Origin of the sequence: Bacillus sp. CCB-MMP212 (genome assembly GCF_022748145.1) — a bacterium.
GTDB lineage: Bacteria > Bacillota > Bacilli > Bacillales > Bacillaceae_G > Bacillus_A > Bacillus_A cereus.
Map to the genome: position 1 here is coordinate 62,767 of NZ_JALDQE010000007.1, position 17,643 is coordinate 80,409.

Consider the following 17,643-nt stretch of genomic DNA (forward strand, 5'->3'; position numbering starts at 1 on the left):
GTGATAAATATGTTAAGAAAGAAAATTAAGTTTATACCGCAAATGACATCTTTTGATTGTGGGCCCAGTTGTCTAGCAATGATTATGCATTATTACGGTTTAGCAGTACAAGCTTCGGAAATTAGAAACAGTAAAATTATTAATAAAAAATCGTCATGGAGTTTGTTGGACATAAAAAAAGTTAGTGAATCGTATGGACTCTGTGCAACTGCATATAGGATAGAAAATATAACTGATTTACAAAGGATACAAAAGCCGATGATAGCATTTTGGGGCTTTAATCATTTTGTAATTATTGAAAGGGTTAAAGAAAAGAAATTTTATATTGTAGATCCTAAGGCAGGGCCAATGGTAATCGATATAAGAAGTTTTGAAGAGATGTTTTGTAACTATATTTTAGTAATAGAAAACAAAGAAGATATACAGCCAAATATTAAAAAGCGTGAAAAACATATACTACTTAGATATATAGATCATTTTGTATCCCCTAGTCAGATTATTTTACTAGCACTATTAGCATTGTTAGCACAAATCTCAATTTTTGCTTTCCCTTTTATTTTGAAAAAGTTTATGGATATTTTGAATGCTTCAAAGGAAGTGGATGTAAAATACCTTTTAATTATTTTGGGGAGTTTAATAGTTGTTATAGGGATAAAATCTATAACTTCAATTATAAAAGTAAAATTTCAAAAAGAAATTGATAGAAAAAGTACAACAAAAGTTTTTGAGCATATGTTTAATATCCCCATAGAAAAGATTACTACACGTCACGCAGGGGATTTAAATGGAAGAATCATGAGTCTAGAGTCAATACGAGGATATATTTTAGAAGATCTAATTGAAATGATTATATCAATAGTAGTTATCATTCCATTATTGATCTATCTATTATATACTGAGACTTTTTATACTTTAATATTGATGTTTTTTATTGCTAGTTCCCTATTCATCAATATTTCCTTAGGAAAATTTATATATAATGCTAATTTAGTCGAAACGTATTATCTAGGAGAACATAGAGGGAAAATTAATGAATCATTAAAAGCGATGTATTATGTAAAGGCCACGGGGATTTTTTCTAGAATTAAATCTGTATGGAAAAAAGATTATAATAAATATCTAGATACGGTACAGAAAAGAGTGCTAAAACAAAATGCTTTAGAATCATTTAATAGCTCCCTATCAACAATATTTATTATCATAATGCTTGCTGTAGGATTTTATAATTTTAGTAAGGGGGAAGGGGATTTAAGTAATATTTTCTTCTTTATTGCCATATCTAGTATTATATTTTCTCCGGTTTCAACGATTATAGGATCAATTTTAAATTGGAATTCAGTTAAACCTCTTTTATTAAGAACTTTAGACATCTTGGAAGAAGAGTTGGAAAAAAATAGATCGGATACCGAAGTAGACATTCTTAGAGGATCAATTCAATTCGATAATATTTCGTTTAGTTTTGATGATAAAAAAATAATAGAAAACTTAAGTTTAAACATTAAAAATAATGAAAGTATTGCTATTGTTGGAGAAAGTGGCAGCGGTAAATCCACTTTGGCTAACTTATTATTAAAATTACATACTCCCGATAAGGGTAATATATTAATAGACGATAGAGATATTAAAGATTGGAACAGTGAGGAACTAAGAAAAAAGGTAGGACTAATGACCCAGGATGGAGTTCTATTTAGAGGAAGTCTATTTGAGAATTTATCTTACTTTGATTTAAATTATGATCCTTTAAAAATCCAGAATGCTATAGATAAATTGAATTTAAGTAATTATATTCAATTTCAAAGTGTAACTGATATTTTTATATCTGAGGGAGGAACAAATTTCTCCGGTGGTCAAAGACAAAGGTTAGCAATGTTACGCCTGTTCATGAAAGAATATCCGATTCTTATTTTAGATGAACCAACTAACCATTTAGATAGAGAAACGGCAAATACTGTTATTGAAAATATATTTTCCCTATCATCCACTAAGATTATTATCACTCATGACGAAAGTATTTTAGAGCGTGTAGATAGAGTTTATGAGCTTACTGATAAAAAATTAAAACAACGAGAAATATTTTCGAAATCCAAGTTACAAACATTAGGTAAAGGATAAATAGAGTATCTAATACGTCGAGGATTTATTAAATACCTACTTTTATTTTGGAATGAGGAAGTGAGGAACAAAATGAAATTAGCAATTCAAACTAAAAATTTAACAAAGTCTTTTGACAATCAATCTATTGTAAGAGATTTAAGCTTATCTGTTCCTGAAGGAAGTTTATATGCTTTTATTGGACCCAATGGTGCAGGGAAAACTACAACAATGCGAATGTTATTAGGATTAATTCCATTAGATAAAGGAACGATATTATTTAATAACAAAGATATCAAAGAATGGAAAGAAAAATTATTTGAAAATGTGGGTTGTTTTATTGATTCACCTACCTATTATCCTAATTTAACAGCATATGAAAATTTAGCTTATGTACAAAAAATGATTAATAAACCTTTAGAAGAAATAGATAGAGTATTAAAAACTACAGGAATATATAAAGCAAAGGATAAAAAAGTGAAAGATTTTTCTTTAGGAATGAAACAAAGGCTAGGTATTTCCTTTGCTATTCTTAATAATCCTAAAATACTAATTCTGGACGAGCCGACAAATGGATTAGACCCAGAGGGAGTACATGAGATTAGACGCTTGTTACTTCATTTAGTAAAAAATGAGGGGAAGACTATATTTATCTCTAGTCATAATTTAGCTGAAATTGAAATGATAGCAGATCACATAGCATTATTACATAAGGGGAGCTTACTCTATGAAGGGAAGTTAAACAGTATTATTACTTCTGGAGAATATATTGTTCATGTTAATGATACTGCTACCACCGAAAGAGTTTTAAATACAGAGGGTATACCTTATAGCATAGAAAAAGAAGGGGTATTCAAAATAAAAATAAATCAATATAGTGTTCCTAGTTTAACAAGAATATTAATTAAAAATGATATAGATATTTTTGAAGTTAGCCCTAAAAAGCCGACATTAGAGGAAGTATTTTTATCTTTAACTAAACAAAAGGAGTTACTATAATAATGCAATTTATCTTTAAAAGTGTAAATAGTGAGATGAGGAAAATTGGTGGGAGAAAATTATTATTATTTTCTTTGTTTTTTTCATTGTTATCAAGCTTTTTGTGTATAAGTTATTTTATTTTTAACAAGAATAATCCTGATATGTTTCAAGCTACAAATCTTATAGCAATTACAGTAAACTTTAATACACTAACGTTAAGCATTTTTTCTGCTTGTATGTGGTATTTTATTATTTCTTCTGAAAATAAATATGGTACTTGGGCTATTATTTATACAAATCCAATTTCAAAATTTAAGTTATTGGTAGCTAAAAATCTATTGTTTATACTGTTCTATTTGATCTTTAATATTTTAAATTTTTCAGTTGTAGGTATCTATATTTTTATAAATGGATATGAAATACCCATTTATTATTTTTTAAGAATGTTTATACTTTGTACCATTCTATCTTTAGTAATACCATATTCTCAATTACTTTTTCATTTAATTATAAAAAAGGGAATTTTTGCAGCATCCTTGTCAGTTATTTGGATTTTTTTCATCGTAACATATGGATTATTCCCTTTAATATTTACAAAGACATTTCCAATATTTTATGCATTGAATATAGTAAGTGATGTAATGATTAAAGAAACGACTATTTTATTATATCTTGCAAGTTCTTCAATATATATTTTGGGAATTATGTTATTGACTGTGAATTTTAAATATTATACATATGAATAATAAAGGGTGAAATAATTGGGTATTTTAGGTGAATATAAAAAAAGTCTTCATAATGGATTGTATATCCTGTTACTAGTATTTTTGTTGATACCAATAAGTTTTCAAGTTTTTTTAACTGTATTGTCTCAAGTAAAAGATGGCGTTGACATGCATATAGCGATTCTAAGTCTTTTTTGTAGATTATTTTTACCAATTGCGATAGGTCTATTAGTGTCATTTTCTTTTGTAAACGAATTCAGAAGAAAAGGATATATGTCTGCTATTTATCATGGAATCACTTTAAAAACTATATTAAGTAATAAGTTTTTGTTTTGCTTAATAATTACTTTTGGTTATTTAATATGTGCTTTAGTTATAACTAGTATACCTATTGTATTAACGGTTGATAATCTTGGGACTGTTTATCAAAGATTAATTTTTTCTATACTTTTTATGGTGATTAGCTCTTTAACTATTGTGAATCTACATTTTTTAATAAATATAATATTTTATAAAATCCCGTTACTTTCATTATTAGTAGGGGTTATAGGCGGGTTGGGTAGCTTTTTTATCTCTCATACAAACTATTGGATACTATTTCCTTGGTCATATCCAATTATGAGTCTATATATCGATAGCATTGAACCAAAACAGTTGTATATTATTCTTATTGTATATCTATTATCATTACTAAGTTGTATATTTATTATTAAAAAATCAATGCAATGGAATTAAAGTTAAAATAAGAAGAGTAGTATTATTAATAATAAAGCGTGTTGTAGTTGCTATAAGCTGAATCTCGATACGTTAAGTAGAGGAATAAGACATGTCGATCAAGTACTATTGAATCAAAAGAAGCTAAAATATGAAGAACGTAACTTATGGCTGATAGAATATCTATTAAAAAATTCACCATATGAAAAAAGGTAGCTGTACAAAAGTGCAGCTACCTTTTTTTACAAAAACATCCGAATACAAGAACAATCTTAGTGTAAACTTGTGCTTAATGGTACTTGAGAATAAATTGTGAAACTGTTACCATAAGTACCGTGTTTAGAAAATGAGAAAGAAATTGAACCGTTCCTACTTTTGTGGTAGCCTCAGATGTATCTGCTCTTAGAAGTACGTTTGAAAAGCTAGCTTGGCTAAAAGAATTACGTCCAGTATCATCAACGCCCTGAACCATTTTTACTGGTTCGTATTGAGAAAATGAGCCATATACAGGCTGATTTGCAAATCTAGGGATTCCATTTATATACATAGTAACCGTACCATTGACGTTATTAATTATTTTAAGGTTTATTCGATCACCATCTTTAATTGATGTATCATATTGTGTGTTCCAATACTTATTGTTTTGATCTGATTCATTATATCCTGAATTAAGAAATACTTTATATCCACTTGGTGTTTTTGAAATACCACCTTCAACTTTAGATGCTCCAATACCTAAATACCAATTCACATATCCATTCTTAACAACAAATTATTTTGGTAGATTTATATCAGCTGCAATTCCAGTATAACTACTATTTGTAACACTTTTTACAGCACCTTCTGTAGCTGCAAAACTTGTAGTTGAAAACATTGATAGAGAAATTAGAAGTAAACCGACTAGATACATCATTTTTTTCTTATTTTTCCTTAATACTTGATTCATTTTTAAATCCCCCTTATTCTTAATTATTAAATTGTATTGAAAGTTGGCCAACTAACTACGACTTACAAACCAAAGATACATTAGGTTTAATTTAATGTATATATTTTCCTGTCATAATTCATTGGAATGTCAAATAAATTAGATGATTCGTATTTATAAATATAGGGGGAGTTGACAGTATGAAGTGCTATGTCTATTTAAAATTAAGAATGCTTTGTTAAAAATAAGATTAAAGCTTACAAATTTGTTGGGTATAATATGTATTACGATTTATTTAGGAGAGATAAATATAGAAGGAATACAGGGGATTTTTCAAAAGATATATCTCAAATTCTGAGAAATAAAATACAAACAAATGAAATAAATGGATTTTTTGTGTTAAAGAATTTATTGCAATAGTTCGTAGGTGAAGGGAAATATATGATTTAAAAGGCGTGGAATTCCTATATAAAAAGAAGAAAGGGGATCCAGCTATGGAAAAGATAAGATCAAAGTTAAATAATGCAACTATTGAAGGGGTTATAGAGACATTAAAAGATGAAAATGAATGTTTACGTATGGAAATTGATTATTTAAAAAAGTTAAAGGCCTTCCTTCAAAAAGAGAAGAAATTACAGAACAAGACTAAGTGGAAGTTCTAGTCTATCATTCTACGTACAATTATAGTAACGAGAATAGTCCGAAACAAATCTGTTTCGGTAGTCAATTTGTTTTAAAACAGACCGTCTGTAATAGGCGGTCTGTTGTTTGTTATGGTCGGCGACTGCTATTCTTTTACTCATCTCATATTATATTTAGTTTAAGAATTGAGAATAGAAGAATAGGATTAGAAAAATTAATGTTTTGCCAAATAATTTATTGAATAGACTTAAAGGGATAAACAGCTCTCCTATGGTAAGGCTTTTGAGTTTATTCCTGTTTGGTTTTTTTAACAACTCTTTAAATGTTTGAAAGTTTATTTTATTAACGAAAGACCAATTTGGCACAGCTTTTGTATCTGAATCTATTTTGAAAATGATATGAATACTATGTGGGTGAAAGCCGCCTATACTTAAAATAAGCATAAATCCTAAAATAATGAACCAAGTCATTTTCTAGCGCCTCCTTGCAGTATTTAATATTAAGATATTATTAACGTTGAGGAAGTGTGCTATTGTCCTTGAAAAATATTGAGAAATTGTTGAGGAAACGTTGAGAATGTTTCAATACAATTAATCGTAGCGTAGTTAACTGTGCTTGTCCTGTTTTTTTGTAAAAAAGGTAAAGAGAACAGTTGCGTAGACTGTTCTCTTAAGGAGCGGAAGTGCTGAACATTTTTTAATGACAATGATTCAAGCTTTCCAATTATAGTGTGTGCAAATAGTTACAATTCATACAATAAGGCAGCTGTAAATTATTCATACATTAAAATTACTTTATTATAGATTGAGTGTATTACAAAGTACAAAGAGCACTTGTCAAAAGTGCTCTTTGTAAGGCGTACATTGGGACTTGAAAGAGGCATCATTGACAATCCAAAAGGAGATATCTATATACAACATATGAAGATGATTTGAAAGGGTGACAATAAAAACAAAAAGAGCAGTACGGAGGTACTAATTGCTCAGCTTCAGGGGAATTGGAGAGGGGGAATTTATATATAAATAAAGAATTTTAATATTAAGATTTTTAACAATTTCATAACAACTATTCCATAAATGTTAATATTATCTATTAATGGGAGTGTTTTTGTGTTATAATTCACTAGGTGAACTATTGTTGTTCCTTTCATCTTTTGATGGATGTATGCCCTTCCTTAATTGTAAATATGTTCGATTTTATTGGTGAAGAGGGAAGAAATCCCTCTTCTTTTTTTGTCTCTTGTAAAGTTCAAAGGTGTCTTTTATCCATAAAAAGGGGAGTAATATGAAATTGACATCAATCTATGTTGTAACTATAATAGTTACAGTTGGTTTCGTAAACTAACTCAAATTTCTATGTTATTGATAGTATATTTTCATTCCTTTTTAAGTGTGACAGTTAGCAACTAACTACTATAATCCAATAGAGGATTATATTCTATCTCGTATTTAAAGAGTAGATAAGTTGAACCATCCAAATTCAAGGTACCCAAATACTAAAAAAACTCCATTTCTCAACTTATCCTTTTTGGAATCCTCAGTATTAAAAATTGTAAACATCTATGAAAAGTTAATAAGATTGCTGTATGTAGAAAGAAATCTTTTAAAAAGGTCATAATATGGATAATAGGTAGCACATATTTTAATTAGTAGGACTTGTGCCACTATCAAGCCATTTTTTAATAAAAGTATAGAAAAAATCAAGAAGGTGAGTCCATTGCGTAAACATGTATATGTGCAATTTTATGTATTGATATTGGCTTTAATAACTTATATAAGCTTTTGCTTTATATTTTTATTTGTTTTTCCGAATCATTATTTCATATCAGATTTTAATATCCGGCTATCATCTTTAGTCGTTGAAACTACTGTATTTATCTCATTGCTGTATTCTATATTATCCCAAAAAATTAAGTTAGGAGTATTCTGGGTTTGCATTACTATTGCAATAGGGTGTTTTTTGGTAGGGAATTTCATATCCGCTTTTCAAGTACTTAATGTAGAATTACCAATACAAAATTTTAATATTTCTGATGTGTTTCTACTGTTTTTCTTATTTTTCTTTCTCTTTGCTTTCTTTTATAAAATCATGATGGAATGTAACAAATGGGAGAAAGCATATTTACTTTGTGATTTATGTATTGTTGTTACTGCTATTTTTACATTAGAGTGGTATTTATTTAATAAACCTTCTGCAAATATCTTATTCTTATCAATTGGAGATGTTTTTCTTTCATTTATTTTTCCAATTATAGATTTATTGCTTCTATTGCTAGGAGTTACCCTAATCTTTCGACCCGCTATTTTCAATGCAAAAAGTAAATTGTTTATTTTTATCCTAGTATTAACTGGATTGGCTATTACGGACTACTTGTATTTTTACTTACAAGAAGATTTGTCAGACCGTTCAGTTATATTATTAAGGTGCTTGTATAGAGTTTTCCTATTATTTATCGCTATTGCTGCTACAATTCCAAAGAATACTTCTTCTAAAAGAAATTATTTTATTGTCAATCCAACATTTGGAGAGAAACTTCTTGTCATATTTCCTTATCTTGCAGTTGCAGTCTTAATTGGCTTTACTTTGAAAGAGCAAACTTCTTCAGCTACATTGATTACGGGGAATTGTATTGCTTTTGTATTTGTACTGATTCGTCATACAATTGTACGAATGCAAAACAAAGATTTAAACGAGACCTTAAAAGTGTTTAATAATCAATTAGAGCAAACAGTATCTCAAAGAACAAAGGATTTAATAAACAAATCTAATGATTTGGTAAAAAATCAAGAGAGATTTAAGTCTTTATATGAGTATCATCCAGATCCTATATTAACAATTGATTCAAATGGTATCGTATTAAATATAAACCAGTCTGGAAGTATGTTATTAGGCGAAGACAGTGCTGCATTAATAGGACAAGAGTGCTTCTCTATTTTTTTAGATGAAGATAAATCTGAATTGGAGGCGGCTATAAAGAAGGGGAAACGATGTAGTTCGTCTTCGTTACAGTTACGTGTAAAAAATAACAATGTGAAGGACATACATTTTTGGTATGTCACAATTGTTCCTATTATGATAGAAGGACAAACTTTTGGAAGTTATGTAATGGTAAAAGACATAACGAGGATGAAGCAGCAACAGGATGAGATAAATTATCTAGCATTCCATGATACGGTGACGGAGATTGGAAATCGAACATTCTTCCAACAAGAATTAGATAGATCCATTAAGCATGCACAAAAATCACAGGATAAGTTTGGACTCCTATATATTGATTTAAACCGCTTTAAGACTATTAATGATACACTGGGGCATTCGATTGGTGACAGGGTTTTAAAAGAAGTTGCCAAACGTTTTAGGACATGTCTGTCACCGACTATTCCTCTAGCAAGAATAGGTGGAGATGAGTTTGCAATCATTGTCCATAACCAAACAGAGCAACAGCTATTGGAGTTATGTGAAACTCTATTTCGTATAACTGAAGAACCATTTTTAGTTAATCAACATAGTTTTTACTTAACTCTTAGTATAGGAATAGCAGTGTATCCGTTTGGAGGAATAAATACTACTACACTTTTACAACATGCTGATATTGCTATGTATAGTGCAAAAGAAAAAGGTAACAATGCTGTTTGCATATATGACGAGACATTATCAAAAAAAATAACAAGACGATTGCGATTAGAACAGGATTTACCGAATGCATTAGAAAATAATGAGTTATTTTTATTATATCAACCACAAATTGATAGTAAGACGGGTATCGTTATTGGTGCAGAGGCTTTAATACGTTGGCAACATCCAGAGCTAGGGCTAATTTCACCTTTTGAGTTTATACCTATCGCGGAAGAAACTTCGCAGATTATTTCAATTGGGAAATGGACGTTACAGGAAGCGTGTCGACAACTGAAAGAATGGCATTCAGCGGGCTGTGTAAATCTAAAGATGGGGATAAACTTATCAGCTATAGAGTTTGAACAGAAAGGTTTTGTTCAAACAATCATATCTACCATAGAAGAGGTAGGAGTACCCGCCAATTCGATTGATTTGGAATTAACAGAGCGAATAGCAATGGTAGATGAAAAAGAAACCTTATCGAAGTTAAAAGCATTGAAATCATATGGTGTACATTTATCAATTGACGATTTTGGTACAGGATATTCCTCATTAGCGTATCTTCCTTTGTATCCAATTGATACCTTGAAAATTCCAAGAGAATTTGTTAACAGGATCGGAACTTCTACGGATGGAAATGAAATTATACAAACCATTATTTCACTAGCACATACTTTAAACATGAAAGTGATCGCAGAAGGGGTAGAAACGAAGGAACAATTAACAGTGTTACAGCGTAATGCATGTTATCTAATTCAGGGGTATTACTACAGTAAACCTGTAAATGAAGATGAATTTATCGATTTTTTAAGTACAATGCGATTTAAGTAAAAAATCTTTATATGTTATGAGATAAAGTGAAAAGACGTTCTACCTATATGGAGTAGAACGTCTTTCTTATGTTTGTTTTCAATTGAAGAATTATTTCTTTTGTTGAATGAATTCTTTGAGTTAGAAGGTTAGCTAGAACTTGTTCAAGAAACTGTACTGTGGAAGCATTAAACCGTTGATTAAGTCCTTCAGGACTGATAGGAATACCTGTAGATAATTCAAGGGAGCTACATACTTGTGTGAGCGATGTACTTGCTATCAGTATGTACAAGATTAGGAGATTACTTGTAAGAGTCCTTGGATGACTGCAACCGTGCTGTGTTATACTTCTAAAGTGCTGACGTTTCATGTAGGATTTATAGATGTCGGTTTGACATATGAAATGTAAAATCAATCCGTTATTTTGAAGGTTCAGACTACCATTATTTAAACTAACATTCACACTAAAAGAAGTACAAGGAGGAAGGTATATCTATTAAAACAGTGAGGTATACCAAATTAGAAATGAACATTAAATTTAATAAAAAAGTAGTAGCATTCACGGCAGGATTAACGGTATTATCTTCACCATTGGTATCGTTTGCAGAGGAACAACAATTAGTAAACAATAAGCAACCTACAAACGTTCAGGAACAAAGTAAAACAACATCAGATGAACAAGCTTTAAAAAGTATTGAAGCTAGTTTTGAAGGGGTAGATGGACGTGGTGGAGGTACTGTCGACAATAAGAAAGTAGATAGTCTTCAACGTTCAGAAGGTATTCATGAAGAAACGGGTACACTAACTGTTCCTAACAATTCAAACAGAACAAAACGTAGTCTGTCTCCCATATCACCTAGCACCTCTAGTACAATAAATGGTGTTCCATTCACTGAATGGATTGTTCCAGCAGGTAACGATAATATTCGTCCTCAAAACTATATGAATCCAAAGTACATTACAATTCATGAGACTGATAATACAAGTGTAGGAGCAGGTGCTAGAAACCACGCCCAATACCTATATAACCAAGCAGTAGGCAACACAGACCGAGCTGCATCGTGGCATTTTACAGTAGACGATAAAGAGATTTATCAACATCTACCATTAAACGAGAACGGATGGCACGCAGGAGACGGTGATGGTCCAGGTAATAGAGAATCTATTGCAATTGAAATCGCAGTTAACAGTGACGGTAACTATAGTAAAGCGGTAGATAATGCTAAGAAACTTGTAGCTTATTTAATGAAAGAAACTGGTGTACCGTTAAATAACATTGTAAAACACCAAAAATGGAGTGGTAAAATCTGTCCTGCTAATATGATTAATAATGGACAATGGGATGCATTCGTAAATGGTGTTGGTGGGTATTATAATAATCTTTATCAACCAAAAGATGACATTACTGGAGGTTGGTATGAAGAAGCTATACGAGAGTTAAATAGAAGGGGTATTATGATAGGGGAAGGAAACGGAGTTTTCGCACCTAATAGAGCGATAACAAGAGCCGAATTTGCTCAACTAATCTCTAAATCTCTAAACCTGCCAGCTGGAGATACTTCATTTAAAGACCTAAACGATGCAAACTCAACTTTACGAGATGGTATTAAACGTGCTGCAAGTGCAGGTATCATTCAAGGTAGAGGAGATGGTTATTTTGACCCAAACACACCTATTACAAGAGAAGAATCAGCAATTATTGTAAACAAGGCTTTACAGTATAAAGGTATATGGGGACCAGTTGTAAACCTACCATTCTCAGACAAAGACCAAATTATTTATAAAGAAGACGTACAAAGACTGTATGGCCTAGGTATTGTAAGAGGTAAGGGTGACAATCAATACGACCCTAAAGGAACAACAACTCGTGGTGAAACAGCAACATTCATTCTAAATATGCTACAAGTAATTGAAAATGGTAGTGTTGAAAAGGTAATTGGAACGGCTCAAATTAATGGTATTGGCGTAAATGTTCGAAGCGGATCGGGTACAAACTATTCTATTGTTAGAAAGACAAGTAAAGGCGAAAAAGTTACAGTATATGAAGAAGAGAACGGCTGGCTAAGAATTGGAACAGGGCAGTGGATTTATTATGACTCTAGTTATATCGACTATAACAGATTATAAAAGACTTAATAGTTAAAAGAACAAGTCATATTTGGATATATAACTTACTCTCAGGTTGTGAAGAAGACTTTCTCCACAACCTGTTTTTGTGTCTGGCCCCTCTATTACCTATCAATATTGATAAAAAGGGGAGAAGGAGAGATTCATTATGGTGCTGGTATTGGGAAATCATCGTAATTAGCGTGTACGCAATTAAAGGCTAAGGTTTTTCTGATAATTAAGTGAAGGTCACTATACGTACCCATCCAGCTCATATTTTGAAATATTTTAAAACGAAAAAATGAGCTGGATGGGTAAAAGTTAGCACAAAATTTCGTTCTGAGGGTACTATAAAACCTTCGCTTGATAGAAAAGAGATAACATTAACTTTGTTGCCTAGAATTGCTCGTGCTAGATGTGGGTAGATTCAAAATTTATAGGCTTTATTAATCATCATTTGATTCACCTTCATTTTGATAGGTGTTTCCTTGGTTAAAATGATAAAAAATGCAAAAAGAACTTGTAGGCATCACTACAAGTTCTTTTTTAGATAATATAAAAAGGTGAAACAAACTATCTCATTACTCGTAACAGGGAAACTATCTTACTTAAGGCTTGGTTTCATTATATAACAAATATTAACATGCAGCGTTTTAATGTGTGAAAATTACGTGAATTAGCAAACGAAATTTCATCTCTATTCGTTAAGAATTCCACTTATTCGTTTTTTAACACCTTTAAATCAACGTTGAATAGATTAACAATATTTGCTAAAATAATATTATAATAATTAAATATACAGTAATTTATATAATAGAAAGATAAAAAATTTACATATCACTAATTGAACGCTTAGCCGTTGATTAATGGAGTAAGGTAAATAACGAAGTACATTTAATATACAATTCTTTCCGCAGCATAAGATACGTAATTAAGACATTTGATAGAAATAGAGTGCGAATAATGAGAAAGATGCTGACTTGTGGGTTACATTAATCAACTTGAAATGTTATAGGGGTGTACAAGTACTACAGCCAAAAAGTGATCTGTAATGAATATCGAAGAGGCTGACGCAAAGTTATATGTGAGTCTATGTGCGAAGGGAAAGGATAACGTTTATAGGAGGAAGCATGAGGGGGCAATTTAATATATGTAACGGGGGAATAATATTATGAAATTTAATACGAAATTATTAAAGAAATTACTTGTATTAAGTGCAACGTCTGTATCAATTTTCAGTGCCTGCTCTGCAAAGGAAGATGGGGATTACAAGCCATATAAGGAACAAGACTCTATAGAAGTCGCAAAGGTCGAAGAGGAGAAGTCTAATCCCCCTAAGATTGTAGAGAAGAAGTCCACTCTGCCTAAGGTCAAAGAGGATACAGAAGAACCTAAGAAGAAAAAAAAGGTACAACAAGTGGAGGAATCTAAGAATAAAGATAAGGAAATTAATGACAAATATCCGCATTATAAAGATGTACATGAGGACGCATCAACAGTATCACTAGAACAGTATAATCAAATCAAGGTTGGAATGTCTGCGGACAAAGTCATAGAGATAGCAGGAAAGCCTGGATCCAGCGAAACAGTTAAATTGTTCTCTATCTACATATATTTAGGTCACGGTGGACACGGTTCGATGACAATAAAGTTTGATTCTAATAGAAATGTAACGAACAAAGAGCAAGATGGTCTTAGTAATATTGCAGTTAAAGATGAGAAGGCTAGCAAAGAACATGAAGACCCTAATCCTGAATCTGTTAAGAAATCTAGTGCTATAATTCCAAACGATTTTTGCGGACATGGACATGACGAAACGAAGGAGCTAGCGCACGACTGTGAAAAAATTACTGATAAGAAGGCATATAGAAGATATCAACTACAACAAAAGAGAGAAGAGCGAAAAAGACAAATTAGGGGCGAAGAACAGGAATTAATTGATTACGATCAGGGGGATGCAGCTTACAAAGAGCAGCAGCGTATATACGAAGAAATACAACGTAGAACAGAAGAAAGGGAATCGATTGACTACGATTACGATCAAGTTAGAGCTGTTAACAAAGAAAGGCAGCGTATGTACGAAGAAATACAAGAGTGAGATGAAGAAAAAGAGTGTAAAGTGTAAACTAAAAAGCTAAATGGTACGAGGAGTATATTTCATAGATAGGAATTTGAATTATTGAAAAATCAAAATATGGAAGAGTAAAACTTCACTGGTGATTACTATTAATATTATAATATTTGATCTTGGAATTAACTTATTAGATAATGCTATTGATTGTATAACATCTGACAAATGACTAAAGATAATAAAAAAATTCTTGATACAAAAATCTAAATTGTATAATATATAGGTATATTGTTATTTGTTGAATTCCGTTTATTCCCACGCCTTATGTGTTGTGGTTGAGTTGCAGAAGCAAGTTGTGTTCTTGTTTCAATTTTGAAAGGGCTTCTTTGAGCCGATTAGTGCATATATAGCTTATTTTGTTATGCACATTTTTAATCGACTTGAAGAAGTCCTTTTTATGTTGTTTTCAAGTTGCAGGTGGGATTATTTATGATTCATAACAAAATAAAATAATGTTTGAATAGTATTAGTTGATCTAAAAGAGTAATCTAAAGAGCCGGATGATATATTGATTGATATAGATAAGTTATTAGAGAGTACAAATGAAGAACTACGATATAAATCATGTGATGGTAGTTTATACAGGGGAAAAGGAAGAACTAAGTGATATGAATACTTGGAGCTTCCTTTTTTATTGCAATTAGAAATCTGGTAGTTGATTATGCATATAAAAATGATTTAGCGGAAAAATTTTATTTAATTTCAATACATAGAAGAAAAAGGAAGAAACAAATTCGTAAAGGGCTAGTTTAAGTACGATTCATTTGAATAATTGAGAGGGGAAATGTATTGGTGAAACGTCTTGTTTCTTGCTGACCAAAGGAATGCAGGATGATTAGTAAGGAGTAAGAGCGTATTACTACTCTCACAAAGGAAATTACATTAGAAAAGGGTCTGTCAGTGTTTACAATTTATTTGTTACATCGGTCTAAAAGAATTTGGATGGAGAAGTAAATGCTAAGTGAGAACATGAATGACATTTCTAGAACTTGAACAATTGTGCTTTTTTTTAATAGTGAAAATCAGAAGTAGAAGAGGCACAAGCGTTAAAGTGGACTGCAAAAGTGACAGAAAGAGAACAAGGATTAACATTATTTATAAAGATATCTAATAAGAAGTGCTATCGGATTTATACAGAAGGAGGGATAATACCAGAAAATATATGAATGTATATAAAATTTGAGGTGAATCCACCTAATTTCTATACATTAGTTGAATCAAATAATAGATGACTAGGGAGTGTATAACATCCATTTCCCAGTTAAATTTTCTTAGATAAATAGCATGAAATACAGTATGTTCTCACTCATTTGTATAAGGATAAAATAGCCTTTTATTTTTATGCAAATGAGTGAAACAGAACGATTCACCATATAAGAATATTCGACTATAATGAAACACTGTACGTCATTGTAATATTAAGATGTTTTAAGATTAAAGTGATTATTAGTCATAAAATATGAGTTTCGAGACCTCAGCAAAATATTGCAATGCTTTATATACATGAGATTGTAAAAATTATTTTATTAAAATTACTGGAGGCTGATGAAATATGATAATAGATCATATAAGCAACAATGTAGTAAAAAAATTGGAACAAACGGTGCGCTATGAAAAGAAACAGGTACAGGTATTACGTGTAAGTAAAAGTAGTTCTAATATGCACGCTTACATGATTTTCCCAGAATTCTCAGAGGTTAAAATTTCAAATACTGAACTCGATGAATATATAGAAAATCTATCAACAAGTCTGAAATATGTCATTGATCGCAAGTTAAATCAACAAGAAATTGAAAAACAAAATCATTCTTTCATTATGACGTGCGCAGTTGAGGAAGATGGTGTTATAGATGATGAAACGATTCATTTTAATACGACGTATGTTAAGCCACCTACACTTGCGAGTAAGGTATTTAAGCTAGTGTGTGGTTTAGAAAATCGTTTGAATAGCTTAAAAGAGTTACATATAACAGTATTAAATAATAATATTAATCGAATTGAAATAGAGTTTTATAATGAAAATGAAACATATGTAGCAGTAGAAAAAGAAGAAATTGCAAATGCGATTATGGGGGCATATACAAAAGCCAATATCTATTATTCCGCAGATCTCCGTTATGTTGCAGAAGGAAATGAAATCAAATTAAAGAGCATTAAGCCAAAATTAGCGGGTGATGTGTTGTGAAGCGAGAAAAAGGGATGATTGGAGTTTTATGTACATTTGTTTTTATGATCCTAGTACTCATACCTTTACATACAGCTCATGCATCTGTAAAAGTGGATTTTAATGAATTGAAAGGAAATGATGTTTCTTCATCTTTTAACGAAGGATTAAACAATCGAACAAAAACGACAGAGAAAGACGATTCATTTGGGTCATCAATTATACAAAAAGTTGAGGGTATGTATGCACCAGCTTTTAAAGTAGGGGTAAATATCTTTTCTATCTCTTTCATATTAGGTGTTATTGTCATGGTTATGGCGTTAATTACAAAGAATGGTCAATGGATGAAATGGGCAACAGGGAGTATGATTTTCTCGTTCGTTAGTATGATGGCAATGAGATTAAGTGTATATTTCTTATTTAGTTCGGATGTATTTTCGTTTATGAACATTTTTACGGATTTTTTAGACCTGTTTAAAGCAACAGCACTTATTTTTACACCCTTTATGTTAATTGCAGGAATTCGTTTACGAAGAATTCATGAGAGTACAAAACAACCTGAGTATTATCGTTGGTCTAATCGCGTTATAACGGGATCTTGTTTACTATGTATGTTAGCCGTACTGGCTCCATGGTTATTTACGAATATGTAAAGAAATATATATATAGATGCAAAAGGTACTGAATGTTCATTCAGTACCTTTTATCTACCCATCTGATTTTTCCTTTGTATTCTGCA

General features: G+C 31.0%; 11 protein-coding genes and 2 pseudogenes. 10 read left to right on the plus strand and 3 right to left on the minus strand.

The features are described 5' to 3' along the window. Positions 1–9: 9 nt before the first annotated feature. From MRP26_RS20200 to MRP26_RS20215, 4 genes are all read left to right on the plus strand, one after another. The gene (locus tag MRP26_RS20200) at positions 10–2,112 is read left to right on the plus strand and encodes a peptidase domain-containing ABC transporter (protein WP_242806735.1); all 2,103 of its coding nucleotides are present in this window, start codon (positions 10–12) and stop codon (positions 2,110–2,112) included. A gap of 72 nt (positions 2,113–2,184) precedes the next feature. Further along, complete coding sequence (locus MRP26_RS20205; protein WP_242806737.1) at positions 2,185–3,090, plus strand: ABC transporter ATP-binding protein; 906 nt, start codon at positions 2,185–2,187, stop codon at positions 3,088–3,090. A 2-nt stretch (positions 3,091–3,092) separates the two neighbouring features. Beyond that, positions 3,093–3,818 (plus strand): ABC transporter permease, encoded by a 726-nt coding sequence (locus MRP26_RS20210; protein ID WP_001159639.1) that lies wholly within the window; start codon positions 3,093–3,095, stop codon positions 3,816–3,818. A gap of 15 nt (positions 3,819–3,833) precedes the next feature. Further along, positions 3,834–4,532 carry an ABC-2 family transporter permease gene (locus MRP26_RS20215; RefSeq protein ID WP_000511804.1) on the plus strand — a complete coding sequence of 233 codons (699 nt, stop codon included), beginning with the start codon at positions 3,834–3,836 and terminating at the stop codon, positions 4,530–4,532. A 251-nt stretch (positions 4,533–4,783) separates the two neighbouring features. Here MRP26_RS20215 and MRP26_RS20220 read toward each other — a convergent pair. Next, positions 4,784–5,457: pseudogene (locus MRP26_RS20220) on the minus strand (hypothetical protein). Positions 5,458–5,930: 473 nt separating this feature from the next. Between MRP26_RS20220 and MRP26_RS20225 the strand changes: the two are divergent. Next, a complete protein-coding gene (locus MRP26_RS20225) occupies positions 5,931–6,098 on the plus strand; it encodes a hypothetical protein (protein ID WP_162900608.1) in 168 nt (55 codons plus the stop codon). A gap of 153 nt (positions 6,099–6,251) precedes the next feature. Here MRP26_RS20225 and MRP26_RS20230 read toward each other — a convergent pair whose 3' ends face one another. Continuing rightward, the gene (locus tag MRP26_RS20230) at positions 6,252–6,548 is read right to left on the minus strand and encodes a hypothetical protein (protein WP_242806739.1); all 297 of its coding nucleotides are present in this window, start codon (positions 6,546–6,548) and stop codon (positions 6,252–6,254) included. 1,246 nt (positions 6,549–7,794) lie between these two features. Here MRP26_RS20230 and MRP26_RS20235 point away from each other — a divergent pair. Beyond that, positions 7,795–10,524, plus strand: a complete 2,730-nt coding sequence (locus MRP26_RS20235; RefSeq protein ID WP_242806741.1) for a sensor domain-containing protein — start codon at positions 7,795–7,797, stop codon at positions 10,522–10,524. A gap of 97 nt (positions 10,525–10,621) precedes the next feature. Here the strand turns inward: MRP26_RS20235 and MRP26_RS20240 are convergent. Then, positions 10,622–10,783 (minus strand): annotated as a pseudogene (locus MRP26_RS20240) (IS4 family transposase); the annotation flags it as partial. Between the two features lie 245 nt (positions 10,784–11,028). On the opposite strand from MRP26_RS20240, the gene MRP26_RS20245 reads away from it, so the two are divergent. From MRP26_RS20245 to MRP26_RS20260, 4 genes are all read left to right on the plus strand, one after another. Then, positions 11,029–12,630, plus strand: a complete 1,602-nt coding sequence (locus MRP26_RS20245) for an S-layer homology domain-containing protein (RefSeq protein ID WP_242806743.1) — start codon at positions 11,029–11,031, stop codon at positions 12,628–12,630. A gap of 1,150 nt (positions 12,631–13,780) precedes the next feature. After that, on the plus strand, positions 13,781–14,707 hold the full coding sequence (bamE, locus tag MRP26_RS20250; protein ID WP_242806745.1) for an outer membrane protein assembly factor BamE domain-containing protein: 927 nt from the start codon (positions 13,781–13,783) through the stop codon (positions 14,705–14,707). Positions 14,708–16,292: 1,585 nt separating this feature from the next. Then, a complete protein-coding gene (locus tag MRP26_RS20255; RefSeq protein WP_197241761.1) occupies positions 16,293–16,925 on the plus strand; it encodes a hypothetical protein in 633 nt (210 codons plus the stop codon). Continuing rightward, positions 16,922–17,557: a hypothetical protein gene (locus MRP26_RS20260; protein WP_141553191.1), complete on the plus strand. Its 636-nt coding sequence runs from the start codon at positions 16,922–16,924 to the stop codon at positions 17,555–17,557. Before MRP26_RS20255 ends, MRP26_RS20260 begins: the two co-directional genes overlap by 4 nt. Positions 17,558–17,643: the final 86 nt, after the last annotated feature.